Origin of the sequence: Burkholderia sp. Ax-1719, from assembly GCF_011753055.1 — a bacterium.
Taxonomy (GTDB): Bacteria; Pseudomonadota; Gammaproteobacteria; order Burkholderiales; family Burkholderiaceae; genus Paraburkholderia.
In genome coordinates, this window is sequence record NZ_VWWJ01000011.1 from 83041 (window position 1) to 105029 (window position 21989).

Consider the following 21989-nt stretch of genomic DNA (forward strand, 5'->3'; position numbering starts at 1 on the left):
CATTATAGAAGCAAAGGGCGCGTGCTCTGACAGCGCGCCCTTTCGTCTATTGATGCATGGCGACAAACTGCGAATCCAGCCTTATCCCGTCACCGCGCCCAGGTTAGAGGGCCGCGTGAGCGCCGCGAATTTCGCCAGCACGCCGCGCGTGTAGCGCGGCGCGGGCTGCTTCCACGCGGCGCGGCGGCGCGCCAGTTCGGCGTCGTCGATGTTCAGCTGGAGCAGCAGCTTGTGCGCGTCGATGGTGATCGAATCGCCTTCCTGCACCAGCGCGATCGCGCCGCCCTCGAAGGCCTCGGGCGCGACGTGGCCCACCACCATGCCCCATGTCCCGCCCGAAAAGCGCCCGTCGGTGATCAGGCCGACCGACTCGCCCAGCCCCTTGCCGATGATCGCCGACGTAGGCGCGAGCATCTCCGGCATGCCCGGACCGCCCTTAGGACCCAGATAGCGCAGCACGACGATGTCGCCCGCTTTGATCTTGTCGGCGAGGATGGCGTCCATCGCGCTCTGCTCGTCGTCGAACACGCGCGCCGGGCCGGTGATGACGGGGTTCTTCAGTCCCGTGATCTTGGCGACCGCGCCGTCGGTGGCGAGGTTGCCCTTGAGGATCGCCAGATGGCCTTCCTTGTAGAGCGCCTGGTCGATGGGATAGATCACCTTCTGGTCGGCGCGCGGCTTTGACGGCACATCCTTGAGTTCTTCGGCAATGGTGCGCCCGGTGATGGTCATGCAGTCGCCGTGCAGCATGCCCGCGTCCAGCAGCAGCTTGAGCACCTGCGGAATGCCGCCCGCCGCGTGCAGATCGGTGGCCACGTAGTGCCCCGATGGCTTGAGGTCGCAGATCACCGGCACTTTCTTGCGCATGCGCTCGAAGTCGTCGATGCTCCAGTCGATTTCGGCGGCGTGCGCGATCGCCAGATAGTGCAGCACGGCATTGGTCGAGCCGCCCGTCGCCATGATGAGCGCCACGGCGTTTTCGATCGACTTCTTCGTGATGATGTCGCGCGGCTTGAGATCCTTCTTGACCGCTTCGACCAGAACGCGCGCCGATTCGGCGGCCGAATCAACCTTTTCCTGATCGGGATTGGCCATCGTCGACGAATAGAGCAGCGACATGCCCAGCGCCTCGAACGACGAACTCATCGTATTGGCGGTGTACATGCCGCCGCACGAACCGGTAGACGGGCAGGCGTTTTTCTCGACGCCTTCGAAGTCCTCTTCGCTCATGCGCCCGGCGGTGAATTCGCCGACGGCTTCAAACGCCGACACGATGGTCAGATCCTGGCCCTTCCAGTGTCCCGGCCGGATCGTGCCGCCATACACATAGATGCCCGGCACGTTGATGCGGGCGAGCGCGATCATGCCGCCCGGCATGTTCTTGTCGCAGCCGCCGATCACGACCACGCCGTCCATCCATTGCCCCTGCACGCAGGTTTCGATGCAATCGGCGATCACCTCGCGCGAGACCAGCGAATACTTCATGCCCTCGGTGCCCATCGACATGCCGTCGGAGATCGTCGGCGTGCCGAAGGTCTGCGGATTGGCGTCGGCGCGTTTGATGGCTTCCACGGCGGCGTCGGCGAGGCGCTGCAGGCCCGCGTTACACGGCGTGATGGTCGAATGGCCGTTGGCGATGCCGATCATCGGTTTGTCGAAGTCGGCCTTCTCGTAGCCGAGCGCGTAATACATCGAGCGGTTCGGCGAGCGCGCGACGCCTTGCGTGATGTGCTTCGAACGACGGTTGTAGGACATGGGGACGCTCCGTTGGACGTGTCTCGGACTTGTTGAAACAGGATGGTGCGTGAAGCGCCCAATGTCCAAGGCTATTATTCGGGCCATATCTCTGTGAAACGCCGCAATCGGCCCGCGCACCGCCCGCGCATGCGGTTTTCATATCCGGCCCTTAAAGTGCCGGATGTGCAAAATGGCTCGCGGCCCCTCGCGTCGGCGATAATGTCACGCTTCGGCGTCGCCAACCGCGGCGCATCCTGCAATCCGCTTTCACAGCTCACCGCCGACAAGAACGCTTTCCACGATGCTCATTCACCCGAATTTCGACCCTGTCGCCATCCATCTGGGGCCGCTCGCCGTGCGCTGGTACGGCCTCATGTATCTCGTCGGCTTCATTCTCGCGATCGTGATCGGCCGTCTGCGCCTGCGCCTGCCGTTCGTGGCCGCGCAGGGCTGGACCGCCAAGGACATCGACGACATGCTGTTCTACGGCGTGCTCGGCACCATCCTGGGCGGGCGCCTCGGCTACGTGCTGTTCTACAAGGCGAGCTGGTATTTCGCGCATCCGCTCGACATCTTCAAGGTGTGGGAAGGCGGCATGTCGTTCCACGGCGGCTTCCTGGGCGTAACCTTCGCGATGGTGCTGTTCGCGTGGCAACGCGGGCGCACGTGGCTGCAGGTGACCGACTTCGTCGCGCCGATGGTGCCGACGGGTCTGGCCGCCGGACGTCTGGGCAACTTCATCAACGGCGAGCTGTGGGGCCGCGTGACTTCGCCCGATTCGCCCTGGGCGATGATGTTCCCGGGCGCGGCGAACGACGACGCCGCCTGGCTGCAGACGCATCCGGCGCTGGCCGCGAAGTGGCATCTGAACGAAGTGTTCGCGCAGTATCACCTGCTGCCGCGTCACCCGTCCGAGCTGTATGAAATCGCGCTCGAAGGCGTGGCGCTGTTCATCGTGCTGATCCTGTTCTCGCGCAAGCCGCGTCCGGTGGGCGCGATCTCGGCGATGTTCCTGATCGGTTACGGTCTTGCGCGCTTCACGGTGGAATTCGCGCGCGAACCGGACGACTTCCTCGGCCTGCTCGCGCTGGGTCTGTCGATGGGCCAATGGCTGTCGCTGCCGATGATTATCGCGGGCGTGCTGCTGATGATCTGGGCGTATCGCCGCGCGAAGCGCAATCCGGCTTCGCAACAGACGGTTGCCGCGAAGAGCTGATTCTTTGCTCAACGCGCACCATGAAAAAAGCCACGGTTTTTACCGTGGCTTTTTCGTTTGTGGCGCGGGCTTTTACTTCATCTGCACCGAGCCCGAAACGTTGACGGTCACCGTCGAGGTGCCGCCTTCGAGCGGCATCGGCGCCATCTTGGCATCGGCGCTGGCGGCGCGTGCGCTCATCATCATCATCGGACGCGGAGCGACGCCGTTGTGGCCCACGTTCACGTCGCGGATCGAATAGCTGCTGTAGCCAAACGCGCGTGCCGCAGCGGAGGCCTGCTCGCGGAACGAGGCGATCGCTTCGCCGGAGAGCTTCTGTTCGGCGGCGCGCTGTGCTTCGGGCGAGAGCGAGAACTGCACATTGCCTACCTGCATCACCGACGAAATATCGCCAGCGAGCTTCGATGCCGCCGCGAAGTCATGCGACTCCAGCACGACTTCCGTGCGGCCGCGCCAGGCGGAAATGCGGCCGTCGCGATCGGTGGACGGATAGATCGAGAACTGGCCCGAGCGCGCCGTGACGCCCGCAACGCCCTTGGCTTTTTGTAGCGCCGAATCGGCGCGCTGATTGAGCGTGTTGGTCAGCGTGGCGGGATCGCTCGCTTCCTGCTCGTAGAACAGCGTGATCGTGACGACGTCCTGCGGGACTTCGGCGCTTGCCTGCGAGGACAGCGAGAGCACGCCCGAAGGTTGATAGCGCGCTTCGCTCTGTGCGTACGCGGCACGCGGCGCGAGCGTCATGGCCAGCGGGACAGCAGCGGCGAAAGCGGCGGCGAGCGTGACGGCGGTTGTTCTCTTCATTTTGGGCTCCTTGCAGAACGGATTGCGCAAGCGGCCAGCACACGTACATCGACACCGGAAAGCAACACGTACACGTGCCGCGCGAGCGCATGATTGTGCGCAAGAACGGGGGCGCGTGTCGGCTGGGTGTCCGGGGGCGAAACGGCGAGAAGTGAAGCGTGTGCGGCCGTGCGTGTTCTTTGAGCGATATGCCGCGCGCGGGGTTCCCGCTGGGGCGAGGCGCTTTGCAATATTTGTAGATTGCGGAGCGCGCTTGCAACGCGGCCTTGCCCTTGATGAAGCGAAAGCGTTACATCAGCCGTTTCGTGATGAAGTCCCACTCGGACTTCGTCACTGGCGTGATGGAAAGGCGATTACCTTTGGCGAGCACGCGCATGTCGGCGAGTTCGTCATGCTCGCGCAAGGTCGCGAGCGGGATCAACGCAGACTTCTTCTTGAACACCACATCGACCAGCATCCAGCGCGGATTTTCCTGCGTGGATTTGGCGTCGTAGTAAGGGCTCTTCGGATCGAACTGGGTGGGATCGGGATACGGCGTCGACGACACCTGCGCCAGCCCCGCAATGCCGGGCTCAGGACAGCTCGAATGATAAAAGAGCACGCCATCGCCGATCTGCATGGTGTCGCGCATGAAGTTGCGCGCCTGGTAGTTACGCACGCCCGTCCACGGCAAGGTGTGCTGCGGGGCGTTGGCGAGATCGTCGATGCTTGCTTCGTCGGGTTCGGACTTCATTAGCCAGTAGCGCATGAGTCGAAGAAGAGCGTCGGAAGTAGGAGAGGTGGGGGAGGCCCCAACGGAAAACGGCATCGGACACATGTCCGATGCCGTTTGAATAGGTCCCCGCCTTAGCCGCTAGGCCGGCATCCTGAACCGAGGGTTCAGAATTGGTCGCAGTTAGCAGCACTTCGGGTACATCAGACTAGTGACGCGCACACCCGTGCTACAAATTTCCGCAACCGTGCACATGGCATTGGTTCAAGGAATATATGACCTTGGCGAACCAGGCAGGGAAGCTGACTAAACTGTTTCGAAACGTACTGTGTACGCTTCAATGAACTGCATTCTAACGCATCATGAGGCTGCTTTTACAGCGCTAAGTTTCGAATACTGTGTTTCGAACACCGCGCTTATTGCACACCGTACTGCTGTATCACTGCGCCAAGCTGTTCATTCATTTGGCGCATTGTACGACGGATTTCTTCGGCTGGGAATGCTTCGCCGTGTCGCACGCTGGTCTGCAAACGCAGCAGTTCCGAGGCCAGCGAAAGCGCGGCCATCACTGCAATACGGTCCTGACCACGCACGTTGCTGTGATTGCGGATCTTCGACATTTCCGCATCCACGCGCGCGACGGCTTCAAGCAGCGCGGCTTCGGTTTCCGGCGAACAGGCGAGGCGATAGGTCTGGCCCAGAATCGTCGCTTCGATCTGTTTGTTCGTCATGCATTTTCTCCGTGGCGAGCGGCATTGTCGTCGGCGGCGTCCTGCGATGGGTCGAGCAGATCGAGCTGGTTCTCGCGGTCTGCACCTGCGCGGGCGCGGGGCAGCTTTTCGAGGATCGCGTTCAGTCGGACCTGCGCGTCGTCGATCTTGGCGGACAGACCATCGCGCTCGGCCTGCAACGCGTTGCGCTCTTCGCGCACCTGTTCGAGTTCGACGCGCGTCGCTTCGCATTGCGCGCGCAATTGCGCGAGTTGCTCTTCGAGCGCCACGCGTGCTTCATGATGGCGCTGATTGATCTCGATCAGCCGCCCGATGTTTTGTGAGAGTGTTTCGAGTTCGTTGAGCATGTGCTGCGTCCTCTAAAGACAGGCATTCTAGCGCGGATTGTCGCGTATTCCGACATCCGCGACGTTTCCAGACGTAACAACCCTACTTCTTGCCCGTATCTTGCAGTTTCAGGCTCAAAATGCGGACCCGCGGCCCCGCGATTTCACGGATTCGACGCCAGGTCGAGTGCGCGTGCGCTGCAATAATGACGCCGTGTTGACACGCGCCATCGGGCTTTTCTACCCATGTGAATCGTCTAAAGCCGCCTGAAAGAGGGGACAAGACGTGGCAGGCGCGGCCTTGTTCCGTGCAGCATTGCGCCTGTCTTTTACGACCATTTCATCTCACCAGGGAAAAAAACGGACAATAGCGAAACCTGCTTTGCAGCCCCTGTTTTGCAGTCCTTTTACGACCGACTGATTTCGACCGATTTCGACCGCCGCCCACGATGCCAACCGTAAGCTCCGACGAACCGCGCCAGGCCCACGCGCTGCCAGGATCGCGTGCGCCTGGCGCCGCTCGCCCGGCGATGCATGCACGCCGCGCCGTGACGATCTGGTGCGCGCTTGCGCTGGCTTCCTGCGCGGTGTTTTTCGCGTCGCTCGTGATCGGCAGCGTGCCGGTGACCTTCACTCAGGCGCTGCACGCGCTCTGGCCTGATGCAGGGCCGCACGAACTCGCGGTCGAGATCGTGCAAACGCTGCGGCTGCCGCGCTCGCTCGGTGGCTTTGCGTGTGGCGCGTTGCTCGCGCTCGCGGGCGCGCTGCTGCAGGTGTTGCTGCGCAATCCGCTGGCTGAGCCCTATGTGCTGGGCGTCTCGGGTGGCGCGGCGGCCTTCGCCCTCGTTGCGATGATCGCGGGCTTCGCATGGTGGGCCGTGCAGGCGAGCGCCTGTGCAGGCGCATTCGTGTCGATCCTGCTGGTGCTCGGCCTCGCGCGCCGCGAACTCTGGCGCGGCGAACCGCAGGACAGCTCGCCGCGTCTGCTGCTCACCGGCGCGGTGACGGCGGCGGGGTGGGGCGCGCTCATCACCTTGCTGCTCACGCTTGCGCCCGACACGCGGCTGCGCGGCATGCTGTTCTGGCTGACGGGCGATCTCGACGGCATCGGCAAGGCATGGCCCGCGTGGACCGCGCTGGCACTCGTGCTGATTTTCGGCGTGCGCGCCGCGCCGCGTCTGAACGTGCTGCTGCGCGGCGACGCCGCTGCGCAGGCGCTGGGGGTGCCGGTGCTGCGCCTGCGCCTGGGGGTTTATCTGGCGGCCTCGCTGGCGGCGGCTGTGGCGGTGACGACGGGCGGCACCATCGGCTTTGTCGGGCTCGTCGTGCCGCATGTGTTGCGGCTCGCATTTGGCAACGACCAGCGCATGCTCGTGCCCGCGGCGGCGCTCGCGGGCGGCCTCGCCGTGATGGCCGCCGATCTCGCGGCGCGAACCATCGCCGCGCCGACGCAATTGCCGGTGGGCGTTGTGACCGCGCTCGCGGGCGTGCCGATGTTCCTGTGGATGTTGCTACGCAGACGCCCGACATGACGACGCACACGCAACCCATGTTCGCTGCGCACGCGCTCACGTTGTGCGTGGGCTCGCGCACGCTCGTCGGGAATCTCACACAACGCTTCGGCGCAGGCGAAATCTGGTGCGTGGCCGGTGCGAACGGCGCGGGTAAAACCACTTTGATCGCCACGCTTGCGGGATTGCGCTCTCCGGCCGCGGGACATGTCGAAATCGACGGCATCGCGCTGCGCGACTGGAAGCCCGCGCGTCTCGCGCAACGCCGCGCGCTGATGCCGCAAGACGTGCGCGACGCCTTTAGCGCGAGCGTGCTCGACATCGTGCTGCTCAATCGTTATCCGCATCTCGCGGGCTGGGGCTGGGAAAGCGACGACGACCGCGCCGCCGCGCATGCCGCGCTCGCACAGCTTGGCCTCGAATCGTTTGCCGCGCGCGATGTGCTATCGCTCTCTGGCGGCGAACGTCAGCGCGTGGCGCTTGCGGCGGCGCTGTGTCAGGACGCGCCGCTGCTCCTGCTCGACGAACCGCTCGCGCATCTGGACCTGCATCATCAGATTGCGTGTCTCGAAGCGTTGAATCGATGGGTGCGTGCCGACGCCCGCACGGTGGTGCTGTCCTGCCACGATCTCAATCTCGCGCGCCGCTACGCGACGCACGCCTTGCTGCTCGATGGCCGTGGCGCGTGCTGGGCCGGGCCGGTGCGCGACGTACTCACGGCCGAGCGCGCAAGCGAAGCGTTCGGCCATCCGCTCGCACTGATACGCGACGGTCCACACGAAGCGCTCGTGCCCGCGCTGGGCACGGCCACGCACACTGATTACCCGTACGATCGCTGAATGACGCTCGTACAAAGCCAGACACAACGCATCGCCACGAACCGAACCGCCATGACCCACACGCTTTCCGATCTGATCACTGTCGAGCCGCTGGACACCTCGCTGCGCGAGACGCTGCAGCATCTCATCGATACCAAGACCAAGCCGCCGGGCAGCCTCGGCCGCCTCGAAACCCTTGCGCGCCAGCTCGGCATGATTCAGCGCAGCACGCAGCCTCGCGTCGTGCGTCCCGCGATGATCGTGTTCGCGGGCGACCACGGCATTGCGAACGAAGGCGTGAGCCCCTATCCGCAGGCCGTCACGGCGCAGATGGTGGCGAACTTCCTGGCAGGCGGCGCGGCGATCAACGCGTTCAGCGGCGTGGCGGGCCTGGAGCTTGAAATCGTCGATGCGGGTGTGGCGACGCCGCTGCCGGACGTCGATACCTCGAAGCTGGTTTGCGTGCCCATCGCCCCGGGCACGCGCAACTTCGCGCACGAAACGGCGATGACGCGCGAGCAGGCCATCGCCGCGCTGGCGGCGGGCGCGGCGCGCGTGCGTCATCACGCGGCGCTCGGCACCAACGTGATCGGCTTTGGCGAGATGGGCATCGCGAATACCTCGGCGGCGGCGTGTCTGATGAGCCGTCTGTGCGGTGTGCCGATCGACGAATGCGTCGGGCGCGGTACGGGCCTGGACAACGCGGGCCTCGCGAAAAAGCGCAACGTGCTGGCGGCGGCGCTCGCGCGCCACGCCAGCGCGCGCGATCCGATCGATGTGCTCGCAACGTTCGGCGGCTTCGAAATCGCCATGATGGCGGGCGCGTATCTCGAAGCGGCGCGCCAGCGCATGGCGATTCTCGTCGATGGCTTTATCGCGACATCGGCGCTGGTGGTGGCCGATGCGCTCTCGCCGCATGTGCGCGATTACTGCGTATTCGCGCACGCGTCGAACGAAGCCGGGCATCGACGCATGCTCGATCATTTCGGCGCACGCGAGCTGCTCACGCTCGATCTGCGTCTGGGCGAAGGCACCGGCGCGGCGCTGGCGGTGCCGTTGCTGCGCGCGGCCACGGCCTTCCTCAACGAGATGGCGAGCTTCGAATCGGCAGGCGTCGACGACCGCAGCGAGCGTGGGCATTGAACGAGCCTGATAAAAGCGCACAATCCGGCGCGCGTGGAGCGAGCGTGAGCGCATTGAATCCGCTGATGGAAGTGCGCTATTTCTTCACGGCGCTCGGCTATTTCACGCGCGTGCCGGTGCCGCGCTGGGTCGGCTTCGAACCGCAGTGGCTCAATGCGGCGGCGCGCTATTTTCCGCTCGTTGGCGTGTTGATCGGCGTGCTGGAGGCGCTCGTCTATCTGGCCGCATTGCGCGTGTTCCCTGCCGGTGTGGCCGTGCTGCTTTCGATGGCGGCAAGCTTGCTGGTGACAGGCGCGTTCCACGAAGACGGTCTCGCCGATTGTCTCGACGCCTTTGGCGGCGCGTACAAAAAAGAGGACGTGCTGCGCATCATGCACGACTCGCGCATCGGCGCTTTTGGGGCGATTGGTCTGGTCGTTACGCTGGCCTTGAAGTGGCAAACGCTCGCCATGCTGCCGCCTTGGCGCGCGGCCACGTTGATGATCGCGGGCCATGCGGCAAGCCGCGTATTCGCGATCAGCTATCTGGCGTCGCTCGATTATGTGCGCGCCGAAGGCAAGGCGAAGCCGGTTGCGCAGCGCCTGAGCGCGGCGGCGTTGCTGGTCGCGGCCGTGTTCGGTCTGCCGTGGCTGTGCTGGCCCGCGTGGCCGGACTGGCGTGCGGCCATCGCGACGCTTGCCTTGCTTGGCGTGCTGCGCTTCGCGCTGGGGCGTTATTTCGTGCGGCGCATCGGCGGCTATACGGGCGATTGCCTGGGCTTCGCGCAGCAGATTTTCGAACTCGCGATCTACCTCATGGGACTCGCATGGATCTCGTCCTGATCCGCCATCCGGCCGTGGCGGTCGAGGCTGGCGTCTGCTACGGCCGCTCCGACGTGGCGCTTGCCGCCGATGCCGAAGCGGGTGCGGCGTCGATTGCCGCGCGGCTGGTGGCATTGGGCGTGCGCGCGCCCGTGCGCATCGAAACAAGTCCGCTCATGCGTTGCGCAAGCGTGGCGCGCGTGCTGGCGCGAGAGCACGGCGCGCTCGCGCTGCAAGAAGATGCGCGTCTCGCGGAAATGGATTTCGGCGCGTGGGAAATGCAGCGCTGGGATGGCATCGAGCGTACGCAGATCGACGCGTGGGCGGCGAATTTTCTGCACGCGCGCGATCACGGCGGCGAAAGCGTCGCGCAATTCGATGCGCGAGTGACATCGTGGTTCGAAGCGCTGGAAGTAGAACACGTCGATGCGCGCACAACGATATGGGCAATGGCGCATGCGGGCGTAATCCGCACGATTGCCGCACGCGCGCTAGGCGTATCGCTCGAACGTTGCGTGCGCTGGCCTTTGGACATGGCCGCCATCGTCGTGCTGCGGCGCGAATCGCCGGGCGGCGAATGGCTGCTTTCTCGCTGGAATGCTTAGAGCGTGCGCGCGATGTGAGCGTCATTGATCCGGATGCCGGATCAATTCGTGCGCGCACGCTGCAAATCTTCGCAAAGTTTTTGCGCGCCCTGGGCGATGCGCGGCCCCGCACGCGACAGCAGATCGCCGTCGATGGCGTAGAGGTTGCCGTGCGCTACCGCTTTCAACTGCGGCCACGCGCGCCAGTGCTCCAGCGCGGGCAAGGGGCGATCCGGCGCGGTTGCGCCCGCTGAGGCGGTCACGATGGCATCGGGATTCGCGGCGATGACGGCTTCGGTCGAGAGCGTCGGCACCAGCGGACGCAGTGCGGCGAACACGTTGCGGCCTCCGCAGAGCGCGATCGCATCGGAAATCATCGACTCGCCGTTGATCGTCATGAGCGGCTGATCCCACACTTCATAGAACACGTTCACCGGCGCGCGCTGGGCGTAGGTCGCGCGCAGCTGCGCGATCTGGCCGCGATAAGCGCTCGCCGCCGCCTGCGCGGCCGGCTCCGTGCCGAGCAGCGCACCCAGACGCGTGAGCGAGGTCGCCACGTCGTCCAGCCGATGCGGTTCGCTGAAAAACAGCGGAATATGCAGTTCGCGCAGACGGTCGAGTTGCTGCTGCGCATTGCCGTGTCGCCAGACGACGATCAGATCGGGCTTGAGCGCGGCGATGCGTTCGAGGTCGAGCGCGCGGTTGTCGCCCACGCGCGGCACGGCCTTCGCTTCGGGCGGGTAGTCGCTGTAGCTCACCGCGCCCACCAGCTTCGCGCCGCCGCCAGCCGCGTAGATCAGCTCGGTGACGTGCGGCGCGAGGCTCACCACGCGCTGCGCGGGCGCGGCCAGCGTGATGGTGTCGCCGTTATCGTCGATGGCGCTCACGGGGGCGGCGTGGGCGATGTCGATGGTGAGCGCGGCGGCGAGCGCAAGCAGGAAATGCGCACGCATCAGCCGATCACCTGAACGGCCTGCGCGAGCGCGCTGGTAAAGCGTTGCCATTCCTCCTCCGAAGCCGGCAGGCCGAAACGCAGGCTTGCGGGCGTTTCGAAGCGGCGCGTCCAGACCGCGCGAGCAGCGAGCGCGTCCTGCAACTGCGCGGCGCGCGGCTCGGCGATCCATGCGTAGAGCGGCGTGGCGTGCGGCGTGAAACCCTGAGCCGAAAGCAGTGCGGCGAGACGCGCGCCGTCCGCCGCCAGACGCTCGCGCATCGATGCTTGCCAGGCGGCGTCTTCGAATGCGTGCGTGACGGCGTGGCGCGCCGGGCCGCTCACGGTCCAGGCGCCCAGACGCGCGCGCAAGGCCGCGAGCAAGGCGGGCCGCGCGAGCGCGAAGCCGCAGCGTGCTCCCGCCAGGCCGAAGAATTTGCCCGGCGAGCGCAGCACCACGAGGCCTTCGAGATTGACCGCATCGGCCAGCGATTCGGCGCGCGCCTGAGGATAGGCATCGGCGAATGCTTCATCGACGATCAGCGTGCCGCCACGCGCCGCCAGTTGCGCGTGCCAGCGCAGCAGCGTGTCGCGGGCGACGAGCGTGGCGGTCGGATTGTTCGGATTGACGACGACGGCGTGCATGACGTCATGGGGCAGCGTGTGAGCGCCGATATCGAGCGGCACGACCGTGTGCCCGGCTTCGGCGAAAGCGGGCGCGTACTCGCCGTACGTGAGCGCAGCGATGGCCACCCGCGCGGGCGACAGCAGCGCGGGCAATGCGCGGATCGCCGCCTGGCTTCCAGCTACCGGCAGGACGTGTTGGGCGTCGGGCGCGCCATAGTAGCGCGCGGCGCAGGCGGCGAAACCGTCGCCGTCATCGGGCAAACGTCGCCAGGCAGCGGCCGGCAGCGGCGGCACCGGATAACCATGCGGATTGATGCCGGTCGACAGATCGATCCACGACGCCCAGCCGATGCCGTAGCGTTGCGCGGCCTCATGCAGATTGCCGCCGTGCGCGACCATGCGCGGTGTGTCAGACATGCGTCGCCACGCTCACGAAAGCCAGCGCGATCAGCGTGGCGAGCCAAAGGATGGTGGTGCGTTCGACGAGGCGCAGTGCGGCTTCCACGTCCTGCGCCCGCGGCGGCAAGCCCGCGCCGAGCGGCGGGCGTTCCTCGATCGCACCGTGATAGACCGCCGCGCCGCCCAGCAGCACGTTCAGGCTGCCCGCGCCTGCGGCCATCACCGGCCCGGCGTTCGGGCTGTCCCAGCGGCGCGCCTGCTCGCGCCAGCAGCGCAGCGCCATGCGCGTGTCGCCGAGCAGCGCGTAGCTCGTGGCCGTGAGGCGCGCGGGAATCCAGTTGAGCACATCGTCGATGCGCGCGGCTGCCCAGCCGAAGCGCAGGAAGCGCGGAGTGCGATAGCCCCACATCGCGTCGAGCGTGTTGGCGAGGCGAAACGCCAGCGCGCCCGGCCCGCCCGCGATGGCGAACCAGAACAGCGCGCCGAAGATCGCGTCGTTGCCGTTTTCGAGCGCCGATTCGCAGGCCGCGCGCGACAGCGCGGTGGCGTCGGCGTTGGCGGTGTCGCGCGAAACGATGCGCGCCGTGAGCGTGCGCGCCGCCGCGAGGTCGCGTTCGGCGAGCGCCCGGGCGATCGGCCCGATGTGTTCTTCGAGACTGCGTGCGCCGAGCGCGAACCACAGCAGCGCGACATGTACCACCCAGCCAAACGGCCAGGGCAGCGCCGCGCAGAGGATCATCGCGATCACGACGGGCGGCGCGACGGCGAGCAGCCAGGCGAGCAGGCCGAGCGGGCGGCCGCGCCGCCCGGTATTCAGGCGCTTCTCGATGCGCCCGGCGAGCGTGCCGAAGGCGACCAGCGGATGCGCGCGGCGCGGCTCGCCGAACCAGCGGTCGACGGCGACGCCAGCGACGGCGAGTGCAGCGGTGACGGGCAGGCTCAGCATGACGGCGCGGCCTTCGAAGGCGCTTTCAGGACCAGCGGCAGGCCGGCGGCGATCAGCGTCGCACGGTCGGCGATGGTGGCGATGCGCTGGTTCAGGCGGCCGAGTTCGTCGACATAAAGGCGGGTGGCTGCGCCCATCGGCACGACGCCCATGCCGATTTCGTTGCTCACCACCAGCACCGTGCCGCGCGCGCGTTCGCAGGCCGCCGCGAAGGCGTCGATGCGTTCGCGCCAGTCGGGGCGCGGGTGTTCGGAATCGGGCGGACAGAGCAGGGTGGCGAGCCAGAGCGTGAGGCAGTCGATCAGCACGCAGTGGCCGGGCGCGGCGGCGGCGTCGAGCGCGCCAGCCAGATCGAGCGACGCTTCGACGAGGCCCCAATGCGCGGGCCGCCGCGCGCGATGATGGCCGATGCGGGCGTTGAATTCGGCATCCGCCTGTGCGCCTGTGGGCACCGCGGCGGTGGCGATGTAGGTGACCGGCAGGCCGCTGTCGGCGGCGAGACGTTCGGCGTAGGCGCTCTTGCCCGAGCGCGCGCCGCCGACGATGAAAGTGAGATCGCGTGAAATCATCGCGTGATTGTAGCGGCTGCAGTCGAGGGGGCTGTCGGCTGTAACCGCGCGCCTCGCAGGGCCGCGCTGCCGTGCGTGTAGGGCCAATGGGATAATGCGCCTTCGTCCGAACGTACCAGGCCACGATGTCAGCCGATTCCTCCGCACCTTCGTCCGCCCTGCCGCGCGGCACGCTCATGATTCAGGGCACCACGTCCGACGCCGGCAAGAGCACGCTGGTGGCCGGACTGTGCCGTCTCGCGCGGCGCGCGGGCGTGCGCGTGGCGCCGTTCAAGCCGCAGAACATGGCGCTCAACAGCGCCGTCACGGCAGACGGCGGCGAGATCGGCCGGGCCCAGGCGTTGCAGGCCATTGCCGCGGGGATCGCCCCGCATACCGATCTCAACCCCGTGCTGCTCAAGCCCAATAGCGACATGGGCTCGCAGGTCATCATCCACGGCCGTGCGCGCATGAATCTGAATGCGCGCGCCTACCAGAGCTACAAGCCGATCGCGCGCGAGGCCGTGCTGGAGTCGTACGGGCGACTGCGCGCGGGTTACGACACGGTGTTCGTCGAAGGCGCGGGCAGTCCCGCCGAGATCAACCTGCGCGCCAACGACATCGCCAACATGGGTTTCGCCGAGGCGGTCGATTGCCCGGTCGTGCTGGTCGCCGATATCGATCGGGGCGGCGTGTTCGCGCATCTGATCGGCACGCTCGCGTGTCTGTCGGACAGCGAGCGCGCGCGCGTGAAGGGTTTCATCATCAACCGGTTTCGCGGCGATCCGTCGCTGCTCAAGCCAGGCCTCGACTGGCTGGAAGCGCAGACCGGCAAGCCCGTGCTGGGCGTGGTGCCGTACCTGCACGGCCTCACGCTCGACGCCGAGGACATGCTGCCGGGCGCGGCGCATACGCACGCCCAGGCGGGTGGTCAGGCGCTGCGCGTGGTCGTGCCGGCGCTGCCGCACATCAGCAATCACACCGATTTCGACGCGCTGCGCGTGCATCCGCAGGTCGAATTCAGTTACGTGCGCGCGGGCAACGCGCCGCCGCCCGCCGATCTGGTGATCCTGCCGGGCTCGAAGAACGTACGCGACGATCTGGCGTGGCTGCGCGCGCAGGGCTGGGACAAGGCGCTGGAGCGGCATCTGCGCTACGGCGGGCGCTTGATCGGCATCTGCGGGGGGATGCAGATGCTTGGGCGCGTGATTGCCGATCCGCATGGCGTCGAAGGCGAGCCGGGCGAGACGGCGGGTTTCGGCTGGCTCGACTACGAAACCGAACTCACGCGCGAGAAGGCGCTGCGCAACGTGACGGGGCGGCTCGCGCTGGGAGAGGGAGAGGGCGAGGGCGCGGACGTGCGCGGCTACGAGATTCACATGGGCGTGACGCGCGGCCCGGCGCTGCAGACGCCCGCGCTGCGCATCGATTCAATCGAGGGTGAAGCGCACGAAGAGCGCGGCAAGGCGCGCGTGGACGGCGCGCAATCGGCCGACGGGCAGATTCTGGCGACCTATCTGCACGGTCTGTTCGACACACCCGAGGCCTGCGCCGCGCTGCTCGGCTGGGCGGGGCTGACCGGCGCGCAGCAGGTGGACTATCCGGCGCTGCGCGAAGCCTCGCTCGAACGGCTCGCCGATACGCTGGCGGCAAGCCTGGATTTGCCGCGTCTGTACGCGGCGATGCGCTGAAAGCTCAGTACAGCACCATCTGCGTGCAGCGGAACAGGGCAGTGGTCTTGCCGTCCGGGCCGGTGACGGTGGCGTCCCAGATCTGCGTGCTGCGGCCCAGGTGCACGCCTGTCGCCACCACGCTCAGCCGGCCTTCGCGCGCGGTGCCGAGGAAGTTGCTCTTGAGTTCGATGGTGGTGAAGTTCTTCGCGTTGGGCGGCAGATGCGCGAGGCAACCGTAGCCGCAGGCCGTGTCGGCCAGACAGACGACGGTGGCCGCGTGCAGAAAGCCGTTGGGCGCAAGCAGTTCGCTGCGGATGTCGAGTTCCGCGCGCAGGATGCCCTGTTCGAGCGCGACCGGGCGAAAGCCGATCAGCTCCGGCAGGCAGCCGCGTTGGCGCTCAAGAAGGAAGTCCAGGGTCATGTCGGTGCGTAGCGTGCTCATGGGGCGAAGGTCTCCGTGGGGTTCGATTTGGTCGGGTGTTTGCAAACCGGGGGCTTCGGCCCCGCAGCATTTGCCGATATTATCGGACGGTTGCGGTATCGGCTGAGCCGACCCCGCAGTAGGAATGAGCAACAAAAGGATTGGCAGAATCGGCAAACCGGCTGGCCTTGCGCCAGCCATCCTGACGGGAGCATTCATGACGGTGATCGTGGTGGCGAACCCCAAGGGCGGCGTCGGCAAAAGCACGCTGTCCACCAATCTGGCCGGCTATTTCGCGGCGCAAGGCGAGTGGGTCGCGCTCGCCGACCTGGACCGGCAGCAGTCGGCGCACGCGTGGCTCGATCTGCGCCCCGCGGCGCTGCCGGCCATCGAAAGCTGGCAGGTCGACCTGGATCATCCGGCGAAACCGCCCAAGGGCCTGGAGCATGCCGTGATCGACACGCCAGCCGGACTGCACGGCAATCGCCTGAATGCGATCGTCGAGCTGGCGGACAAGGTGATCGTGCCGCTGCAGCCGTCGATGTTCGACATTCTGGCGACCAAGGATTTTCTCGACCGGCTCGCCAAAGAAAAGGCGGTGCGCAAGGGCGCGATCAAGGTCGGCGTGGTGGGCATGCGCGTGGACGCGCGCACGCGTTCGGCCGAGCAGTTGCAGCGTTTCGTGGAAGGGCTGGAGCTGCCCGTGCTGGGCTATCTGCGCGACACGCAGAACTACGTGCAGCTGGCGGCGCACGGCCTGACGATCTGGGACGTCGCTAAAAGCCGCGTGGAGAAGGATCTCGACCAGTGGCAGTCGATTCTGGCCTGGGCGAACGAGAAGTAAAACGAGAAGTAAAGCCGGGAAGTCAAAGTCGGGCGGTAAAAACGCAAACGGGAGCCACAGGGCTCCCGTTTTTTCGACTGGCGCGACTGAAAAGCGCTCAGGTCCAGTTCTGGGTCGGCACGTGGTCGCGGCTGCCCTTGATGCGGTTGTTTTCGTCGACGAACACGAGGTCGGGCTTCCAGCCGGCCTTGAGTTCTTCCTCATCGACGTTGGCGAAGGCGGCGATGATCACCAGATCGCCCAGCTGCGCGCGGCGCGCCGCCGAACCGTTCAGCGAAATCATGCCGCTGCCGCGCTCGCCCTTGATCGCGTAGGTCGAAAAACGCTCGCCGTTGTTGATGTTCCAGATGTCGATGCGCTCGTTTTCGACGATATTGGCCGCTTCGAGCAGGTTTTCGTCGATCGCGCACGAACCTTCGTAGTGCAGTTCGCAGTGCGTGACGGCGACGCGGTGGATCTTCGACTTCAGCATATGGCGTTGCATGGATGTCTCCTCAGGCGAGCGGGCGCTTGGCCCGCCGCAGCAGATTCGGTAATGGCGTGATGGGGACCGGCGGCGCGACGTCGCGCCGCTCAGATTTCCAGGTTGTCGATGAGGCGCGTCGGGCCGAGCTTGGCGGCGGCCAGCACGACGAGCGGCGCTTCGGCGTCGGCGGCGACGCCCGGTGCCGGCGGCAGCAGGTTCGCGCGCTTGCGGATGGCGATGTAATCGGGCTTCCAGCCGCGCTGGGCCAGCTTCGCCATGGCGTCGAGTTCGAGCTGCTGGAAGTCGCGGCGGCCCGACAGCACGGCTTCGCGGATGCCTTGCAGGGCGCCGGCCAGTTGCGGCGCTTCGGCGCGCTCGGCGTCCGACAGATAGCGGTTGCGCGAGCTGAGCGCGAGGCCGTCCTGATCGCGCACGGTCTCGGCGGCGATCACTTCGGTCGGCAGCGCGAACTGCTGGCACATCGCGCGCACGATCATCAACTGCTGGTAATCCTTCTTGCCGAAGATCGACACGCGCGGCTGCACGCACGACATCAGCTTCATGACGACCGTGCACACGCCTTCAAAGAAGCCCGGACGGAACTCGCCTTCGAGGATGTCGCCCAGATCGTGCGGCGGGCGCACGCGGTATTCCTGCGGCTGCGGGTAGAGATCGCGCTCGGTGGGCGCGAACAGCACGTAGACGTTTTCCTTCTGCAGCTTTTCGATGTCGGCTTCGAGCGTGCGCGGGTATTTGTCGAAATCTTCGTTCGGGCCGAATTGCAGACGGTTGACGAAGATGCTCGCGACGACCGGGTCGCCGTGCTGACGCGCCAGGCGCATCAGCGAAAGGTGGCCTTCGTGCAGATTGCCCATGGTCGGGACGAACGCGGTGCGGTTTTGGCCGCGCAACTGGTCGCGCAGTTCCTGAATCGAGCTGATGACTTTCATGATCGGATGCGTTGTGCCTCGCGCGGGGCAAGACGGGGTTGCAGCACACGGCAGGCCCGCAAGGCGGCCGGCCGGAAGGCGTGCCAGTCCCTGTCAGGGCAGGCGCGGGCGATTGTAGAGGATTTGTGCGTGCTGCGCAGCCGCCCGGGATGGGGGATTATCCTGGACTGGAAAGAAGGGGACGGATGCGGTGCCCGCGATGCAATGACGACGAAAACGGGGCCATTGCAGGCGGGACGGGGCGTGCGGCGGGAAGAAGCCTGCTTGGGCAGGCAAACCAGACGGGTAAATCAGGCAGGCAGATACGCAAGGCGCACGTAGATGGGCGCGAACGGCTCGGCCTGGGTGATTTCGAGCAGCGATTCACGCGCCAGTTCCAGCATGGCGATGAAGTTGACCACCACCACGGGTACGCCGCGCGTGGTGTCGAACAGTTCCGAGAACTCCATGAAGCGCGCGCCTTGCAGCTTGCGCAGAATCACGCTCATATGCTCGCGCACGGACAGCTCTTCGCGCGAGATCTTGTGATGCTGCACCAGCTTCGCGCGCTTGATGACGTCGGCCCACGCGGCGCGCAGGTCGTTGCTGTCGACGTCGGGAAAACGCGGCGTGATGCTTTGCTCGATATAGACCTCGGCGCGCAGGAAGTCGCGGCCGAGTTGCGGCAGCTTGTCCAGGCGCTGCGCGGCGAGCTTCATCTGTTCGTATTCGAGCAGACGGCGCACGAGTTCGGCGCGCGGATCTTCGGCTTCTTCGCCCGTATCGGCCTTCTTGACCGGCAGCAGCATGCGCGACTTGATCTCGATCAGCATGGCCGCCATCAGCAGATATTCGGCCGCGAGTTCGAGATTGGTCTTGCGCAGTTGCTCGACGTAACCGAGGTACTGCGCCGTGACGTCCGCCATCGGGATGTCGAGCACGTTGAAGTTCTGCTTGCGGATCAGGTACAGCAACAGATCGAGCGGACCTTCGAACGTTTCGAGGAAAACCTCGAGCGCATCGGGCGGAATGTAGAGGTCTTGCGGAAGCTTGAAGAGCGGCTCGCCGTACAGGCGCGCGAAAGCGACGCCGTCGACCGTGTCGGGCGTCGAATCCGTGGCGGGGGTGGCGAGCGCCTCGTCGGCGCTGGGCGGGGCGGGAGGGTGCGGCTGCGCGCCCTTGTCACCTTTCTCGCCCGGTTCACCGCCCGCTGGCCCCATGGCCATTTCGGGCCGTTCGGCGCCGTCGGCTTCGGCCATCAGAAGTTCTGGTAGTAAACGTAGGACGTCTGCTTGACGCGCGAAGCCTGCTGGCGCTCGCGTTCGTCGAGGTCGATCGGCTGCTTGTCCCACAGCAGCGAGCGGCCCTTGCGCTGCTGCTCTTCGAGTTGCGGCTTCTGCTCTTTGAGCTGGTTCAGGAACTGGGTGATGTCCGACTGATACATGGCTGACGTCCGTCGAGTGGGGCGGCCTGTGCCGTTTCGTCCAGTTTTGTTGTGACTTTCTGGCGGCCGCGGGGAATCCGGTGTTTCTTGTCGGCGGCAATTTTACCGCATGCGCCGCGTGCGGAACATCCGCGCGGGCGATGCGCCGAAGCCGCGCTGCGGGCGGGTGCGGGGCCACATCGACGTCGCGCCTGAGCGCGTCTCAAAAATGGCGTGAGCGTGTGCCGGTCCTGGCCGCAGTTGCAACCTGTTGCACACGTTTGCGCCTCCTCCTGGGGTTTTCACGCGCTGATGTGGTGAAATAACGCGTTTGCGCCCGTCCGGTCAGGAAGCCGCACAGTAGCGGGGCGGCGCGCGTCGGGTACAACGAAAAGACAAACGAAAGCTGGAGGTCCTGTTTGGCGGGTAGGCTGACTGAAGCAGCACGCGTATGGCCGTGTTTCCGGCGTTTCCGGCAAACCCGGCACGCCCGGCCGTTGGCACGGGCGTCGTGGCCGCGCTGCGATGTGCGCCTCGCCGTGCGCTTCATGGTGTGCTTCATGGTGCGCTTCTTGACGCACTTGCCGGTGCGCCTTGCCGCATGGCTCGCCGCGGGATTCGCCTTCAGCCTGCTGGCCGCCGCGCCCGCCAGTGCCGCGCTCACCGACCTGCTGCCGTGGTCCCACGGCAAGACGTATTACGACGTCGATATCCAGGCCTCGCCGCGCGAACTGCGCAAGCTGCTCGAAGCCCACCTCGATATCGCGCGCTTCGCCAAACGCGAAGACATCAGCGACGACCAGTTCGAATTTCTCGTCACCGCCACCCCGCAGCAGGTGCGCGATCTGGCGTCCACCGACGGCTATTTCACGCCGGTCGTGCGCACCGACGTCCACACCGATGAAAACGGTCGCCGCGTCGTCCACGTGATGGTCGATTCCGGTCCGCGCACGACGATTTCGTCGATTCAACTCGGCTTCACCGGCCCGGTGCTGACCGAAGATCATGCGCAGGAAAACGCCACGCGCTTTGCGTTTTCGCTGCACGACGGCGACGCCTTCACGCAGTCCGACTGGGACGGCGCGAAGAACGCCGCGCTGCGCGCGCTGCAATCGCGCCGCTATCTGGGCGCGAAGATCGTGCATTCGGAAGCGCGCGTCGATCCGCTCAAGCACGACGCGAAACTCTCCGTGACGTTCGACAGCGGCCCGACCTTCACGATGGGGCAGCTCGATATCTCCGGGCCGCGCCGTTACCCGGAAAAGATCGTCACGAACGTGAACCCGCTGTCGCCCGGCGAGATCTACGACGTCAACCGCGTGACCGAACTGCAACGCCAGCTCCAGAACACGCCGTACTACGCGAGCGTGGCGATCGACGTCGACGACAACACGCAAAAGCCGCTCAACACGCCCGTGCACGTGAAAGTGAGCGAGTATCCGTACAACAACTTCCGCGGCGGCGTGGGTTACTCGACCGATACGGGCGCGCACGTGCAGGGTTCGTACACCTATCTGGACACCTTCGGTGCGGCGTGGCCGTTCCAGGTCGCCGGGCGTCTCGATCAGATCCAGCAGTACGGCCAGATCCAGCTTTCGATGCCGCCCGGGCCGCGCGCGTGGACCAATAGCGCGCTGGTGTCCTACACCACGACGGACGTCTCCGACACCAACATCTACAGTCTGCGCATGGGTGTGCAACGCACGCGCACCTCGCAGAACATCGACTACGCGTATTCGCTGCTGTACTACCAGGACCGCCTGACGCAGAACGCGGCAGGGCCGACCACGAGCCGCGCGCTGGTGCCGTCGTGGTCGTGGACGCGCCGCAACGTGGACGATCCGCTGTTCCCGCGCTCGGGCAACCTGATCCGCGTGGAAGCGGGTTTCGCCGTGAAGGGCGCGGCCTCGGACGCCACCTTCATGCGCGGCTATATGCGCGGCCAGCAATACGTGCCGATCGGGCGCAGCGACCTCGTGCTGTTCCGCGCGGAACTGGGCGGCGTGTTCACCTCCAGCAGTTCGTCGGACGTGCCCGCTTCGCTGCTGTTTCGCGCGGGCGGTTCGAACTCGGTGCGCGGCTACGGCTTTCAGAGCATCGGTAACGATGTCGACGGCTCGATCCTGCCGGCCAAGTATCTCGTCACCGGATCGGCGGAATATCAGCACTGGTTCAGCCACGACTGGGGCGGCGCGGCCTTCTTCGACGTGGGCACGGCCACCGACACCTGGGGCGAGAAAGTCTTCTATCCGGGCGCGGGCCTGGGCGCGCGCTGGCGCAGCCCGGTCGGCCCGGTCAACCTCGATCTGGCCTATGGCTTTCGCGAACGCAGAGTGCGGCCCTATCTGACGCTGGGAATCGCTTTCTGATGATGTCCGCTCCGTTCCTCCGGTTTTTGCCGTC

Annotated in this window: 23 protein-coding genes and 1 other RNA gene; 9 read left to right on the forward strand and 15 right to left on the reverse strand. The window is 66.0% G+C overall.

Translation table 11 applies throughout. The features are described from left to right. Positions 1–81 precede the first annotated feature (81 nt). Positions 82–1755, reverse strand: a complete 1674-nt coding sequence (ilvD, locus tag F3J17_RS20035; RefSeq protein WP_167062507.1) for a dihydroxy-acid dehydratase — start codon at positions 1753–1755, stop codon at positions 82–84. Between the two features lie 283 nt (positions 1756–2038). Between ilvD and lgt the strand changes: the two genes are divergently transcribed. Beyond that, positions 2039–2953 carry a prolipoprotein diacylglyceryl transferase gene (gene lgt, locus F3J17_RS20040; protein WP_167062510.1) on the forward strand — a complete coding sequence of 305 codons (915 nt, stop codon included), beginning with the start codon at positions 2039–2041 and terminating at the stop codon, positions 2951–2953. A 72-nt stretch (positions 2954–3025) separates the two neighbouring features. On the opposite strand, the gene F3J17_RS20045 is transcribed toward lgt, so the two are convergent. The 5 genes from F3J17_RS20045 to F3J17_RS20065 all read right to left on the reverse strand — a co-directional run bounded on the left by F3J17_RS20045 (position 3026) and on the right by F3J17_RS20065 (position 5544). Further along, positions 3026–3754: an SIMPL domain-containing protein gene (locus tag F3J17_RS20045; protein ID WP_167062513.1), complete on the reverse strand. Its 729-nt coding sequence runs from the start codon at positions 3752–3754 to the stop codon at positions 3026–3028. Between the two features lie 289 nt (positions 3755–4043). After that, entirely contained in the window at positions 4044–4502 is a 459-nt protein-coding gene (locus tag F3J17_RS20050) for an EVE domain-containing protein (RefSeq protein WP_167062516.1), read from the reverse strand. An 86-nt stretch (positions 4503–4588) separates the two neighbouring features. After that, positions 4589–4769: non-coding RNA, 6S RNA (ssrS, locus tag F3J17_RS20055), on the reverse strand. Between the two features lie 113 nt (positions 4770–4882). Beyond that, positions 4883–5197, reverse strand: a complete 315-nt coding sequence (locus F3J17_RS20060; RefSeq protein ID WP_167062519.1) for a cell division protein ZapA — start codon at positions 5195–5197, stop codon at positions 4883–4885. Further along, positions 5194–5544 (reverse strand): ATPase, encoded by a 351-nt coding sequence (locus F3J17_RS20065; protein ID WP_167062522.1) that lies wholly within the window; start codon positions 5542–5544, stop codon positions 5194–5196. The genes F3J17_RS20060 and F3J17_RS20065 overlap by 4 nt, the downstream gene beginning before the upstream one ends. Before the next feature lie 509 nt (positions 5545–6053). Here F3J17_RS20065 and F3J17_RS20070 point away from each other — a divergent pair. The 5 genes from F3J17_RS20070 to cobC are packed head-to-tail and all read left to right on the forward strand — an operon-like array spanning position 6054 to position 10400. Further along, a complete protein-coding gene (locus F3J17_RS20070) occupies positions 6054–7055 on the forward strand; it encodes an iron ABC transporter permease (RefSeq protein ID WP_240161078.1) in 1002 nt (333 codons plus the stop codon). Then, positions 7052–7873: an ABC transporter ATP-binding protein gene (locus F3J17_RS20075; protein ID WP_167062528.1), complete on the forward strand. Its 822-nt coding sequence runs from the start codon at positions 7052–7054 to the stop codon at positions 7871–7873. The genes F3J17_RS20070 and F3J17_RS20075 overlap by 4 nt, the downstream gene beginning before the upstream one ends. 51 nt (positions 7874–7924) lie before the next feature. Beyond that, positions 7925–8995, forward strand: coding sequence for a nicotinate-nucleotide--dimethylbenzimidazole phosphoribosyltransferase (cobT, locus tag F3J17_RS20080; protein WP_167062855.1), 1071 nt, complete (start codon positions 7925–7927; stop codon positions 8993–8995). 53 nt (positions 8996–9048) lie between these two features. Then, complete coding sequence (locus F3J17_RS20085; RefSeq protein ID WP_167062857.1) at positions 9049–9816, forward strand: adenosylcobinamide-GDP ribazoletransferase; 768 nt, start codon at positions 9049–9051, stop codon at positions 9814–9816. Further along, complete coding sequence (gene cobC / locus F3J17_RS20090) at positions 9801–10400, forward strand: alpha-ribazole phosphatase (protein ID WP_167062531.1); 600 nt, start codon at positions 9801–9803, stop codon at positions 10398–10400. The genes F3J17_RS20085 and cobC overlap by 16 nt, the downstream gene beginning before the upstream one ends. A 41-nt stretch (positions 10401–10441) precedes the next feature. Here the strand turns inward: cobC and F3J17_RS20095 are convergent, their stop codons facing one another. The 4 genes from F3J17_RS20095 to cobU are packed head-to-tail and all read right to left on the reverse strand — an operon-like array spanning position 10442 to position 13851. Further along, positions 10442–11332 carry a cobalamin-binding protein gene (locus F3J17_RS20095; protein ID WP_240161067.1) on the reverse strand — a complete coding sequence of 297 codons (891 nt, stop codon included), beginning with the start codon at positions 11330–11332 and terminating at the stop codon, positions 10442–10444. After that, entirely contained in the window at positions 11332–12354 is a 1023-nt protein-coding gene (cobD, locus tag F3J17_RS20100; protein ID WP_167062537.1) for a threonine-phosphate decarboxylase CobD, read from the reverse strand. The genes F3J17_RS20095 and cobD overlap by 1 nt, the downstream gene beginning before the upstream one ends. Beyond that, positions 12347–13282 (reverse strand): adenosylcobinamide-phosphate synthase CbiB, encoded by a 936-nt coding sequence (cbiB, locus tag F3J17_RS20105; RefSeq protein WP_167062540.1) that lies wholly within the window; start codon positions 13280–13282, stop codon positions 12347–12349. The genes cobD and cbiB overlap by 8 nt, the downstream gene beginning before the upstream one ends. Beyond that, positions 13276–13851, reverse strand: coding sequence for a bifunctional adenosylcobinamide kinase/adenosylcobinamide-phosphate guanylyltransferase (gene cobU, locus F3J17_RS20110; RefSeq protein ID WP_167062543.1), 576 nt, complete (start codon positions 13849–13851; stop codon positions 13276–13278). Before cobU ends, cbiB begins: the two co-directional genes overlap by 7 nt. 125 nt (positions 13852–13976) lie before the next feature. On the opposite strand from cobU, the gene F3J17_RS20115 reads away from it, so the two are divergent. Continuing rightward, the gene (locus F3J17_RS20115; protein ID WP_205194878.1) at positions 13977–15521 is read left to right on the forward strand and encodes a cobyric acid synthase; all 1545 of its coding nucleotides are present in this window, start codon (positions 13977–13979) and stop codon (positions 15519–15521) included. Positions 15522–15525: 4 nt separating this feature from the next. On the opposite strand, the gene F3J17_RS20120 is transcribed toward F3J17_RS20115, so the two are convergent. Beyond that, positions 15526–15945, reverse strand: a complete 420-nt coding sequence (locus tag F3J17_RS20120; protein WP_167062546.1) for a PaaI family thioesterase — start codon at positions 15943–15945, stop codon at positions 15526–15528. A 196-nt stretch (positions 15946–16141) separates the two neighbouring features. On the opposite strand from F3J17_RS20120, the gene F3J17_RS20125 reads away from it, so the two are divergent. Further along, entirely contained in the window at positions 16142–16768 is a 627-nt protein-coding gene (locus tag F3J17_RS20125; protein WP_167062862.1) for a ParA family protein, read from the forward strand. A 97-nt stretch (positions 16769–16865) separates the two neighbouring features. Here the strand turns inward: F3J17_RS20125 and panD are convergent, their stop codons facing one another. The 4 genes from panD to F3J17_RS20145 all read right to left on the reverse strand — a co-directional run bounded on the left by panD (position 16866) and on the right by F3J17_RS20145 (position 19607). Then, a complete protein-coding gene (gene panD / locus F3J17_RS20130; protein WP_167062549.1) occupies positions 16866–17252 on the reverse strand; it encodes an aspartate 1-decarboxylase in 387 nt (128 codons plus the stop codon). Positions 17253–17341: 89 nt separating this feature from the next. Next, positions 17342–18184, reverse strand: a complete 843-nt coding sequence (gene panC / locus F3J17_RS20135) for a pantoate--beta-alanine ligase (RefSeq protein ID WP_167062551.1) — start codon at positions 18182–18184, stop codon at positions 17342–17344. A gap of 290 nt (positions 18185–18474) precedes the next feature. Beyond that, positions 18475–19383: a ScpA family protein gene (locus tag F3J17_RS20140; protein WP_167062864.1), complete on the reverse strand. Its 909-nt coding sequence runs from the start codon at positions 19381–19383 to the stop codon at positions 18475–18477. Between the two features lie 38 nt (positions 19384–19421). Then, the gene (locus F3J17_RS20145; RefSeq protein ID WP_167062554.1) at positions 19422–19607 is read right to left on the reverse strand and encodes a DUF3460 family protein; all 186 of its coding nucleotides are present in this window, start codon (positions 19605–19607) and stop codon (positions 19422–19424) included. 539 nt (positions 19608–20146) lie between these two features. On the opposite strand from F3J17_RS20145, the gene F3J17_RS20150 reads away from it, so the two are divergent. Further along, complete coding sequence (locus F3J17_RS20150; protein ID WP_240161068.1) at positions 20147–21955, forward strand: autotransporter assembly complex family protein; 1809 nt, start codon at positions 20147–20149, stop codon at positions 21953–21955. Positions 21956–21989: the final 34 nt, after the last annotated feature.

Bases quoted from the DNA above. Each gene is read 5' to 3' on its own strand.
- ilvD (WP_167062507.1), bottom strand. From the start codon at position 1,755: ATGTCCTACAACCGTCGTTCGAAGCACATCACGCAAGGCGTCGCGCGC.
- lgt (WP_167062510.1), top strand. From the start codon at position 2,039: ATGCTCATTCACCCGAATTTCGACCCTGTCGCCATCCATCTGGGGCCG.
- F3J17_RS20045 (WP_167062513.1), bottom strand. From the start codon at position 3,754: ATGAAGAGAACAACCGCCGTCACGCTCGCCGCCGCTTTCGCCGCTGCT.
- F3J17_RS20050 (WP_167062516.1), bottom strand. From the start codon at position 4,502: ATGCGCTACTGGCTAATGAAGTCCGAACCCGACGAAGCAAGCATCGAC.
- F3J17_RS20060 (WP_167062519.1), bottom strand. From the start codon at position 5,197: ATGACGAACAAACAGATCGAAGCGACGATTCTGGGCCAGACCTATCGC.
- F3J17_RS20065 (WP_167062522.1), bottom strand. From the start codon at position 5,544: ATGCTCAACGAACTCGAAACACTCTCACAAAACATCGGGCGGCTGATC.
- F3J17_RS20070 (WP_240161078.1), top strand. From the start codon at position 6,054: ATGCATGCACGCCGCGCCGTGACGATCTGGTGCGCGCTTGCGCTGGCT.
- F3J17_RS20075 (WP_167062528.1), top strand. From the start codon at position 7,052: ATGACGACGCACACGCAACCCATGTTCGCTGCGCACGCGCTCACGTTG.
- cobT (WP_167062855.1), top strand. From the start codon at position 7,925: ATGACCCACACGCTTTCCGATCTGATCACTGTCGAGCCGCTGGACACC.
- cobC (WP_167062531.1), top strand. From the start codon at position 9,801: ATGGATCTCGTCCTGATCCGCCATCCGGCCGTGGCGGTCGAGGCTGGC.
- F3J17_RS20095 (WP_240161067.1), bottom strand. From the start codon at position 11,332: ATGCGTGCGCATTTCCTGCTTGCGCTCGCCGCCGCGCTCACCATCGAC.
- cobD (WP_167062537.1), bottom strand. From the start codon at position 12,354: ATGTCTGACACACCGCGCATGGTCGCGCACGGCGGCAATCTGCATGAG.
- cbiB (WP_167062540.1), bottom strand. From the start codon at position 13,282: ATGCTGAGCCTGCCCGTCACCGCTGCACTCGCCGTCGCTGGCGTCGCC.
- cobU (WP_167062543.1), bottom strand. From the start codon at position 13,851: ATGATTTCACGCGATCTCACTTTCATCGTCGGCGGCGCGCGCTCGGGC.
- F3J17_RS20115 (WP_205194878.1), top strand. From the start codon at position 13,977: ATGTCAGCCGATTCCTCCGCACCTTCGTCCGCCCTGCCGCGCGGCACG.
- F3J17_RS20120 (WP_167062546.1), bottom strand. From the start codon at position 15,945: ATGAGCACGCTACGCACCGACATGACCCTGGACTTCCTTCTTGAGCGC.
- F3J17_RS20125 (WP_167062862.1), top strand. From the start codon at position 16,142: ATGACGGTGATCGTGGTGGCGAACCCCAAGGGCGGCGTCGGCAAAAGC.
- panD (WP_167062549.1), bottom strand. From the start codon at position 17,252: ATGCAACGCCATATGCTGAAGTCGAAGATCCACCGCGTCGCCGTCACG.
- panC (WP_167062551.1), bottom strand. From the start codon at position 18,184: ATGAAAGTCATCAGCTCGATTCAGGAACTGCGCGACCAGTTGCGCGGC.
- F3J17_RS20140 (WP_167062864.1), bottom strand. From the start codon at position 19,383: ATGGGGCCAGCGGGCGGTGAACCGGGCGAGAAAGGTGACAAGGGCGCG.
- F3J17_RS20145 (WP_167062554.1), bottom strand. From the start codon at position 19,607: ATGTATCAGTCGGACATCACCCAGTTCCTGAACCAGCTCAAAGAGCAG.
- F3J17_RS20150 (WP_240161068.1), top strand. From the start codon at position 20,147: ATGGTGCGCTTCTTGACGCACTTGCCGGTGCGCCTTGCCGCATGGCTC.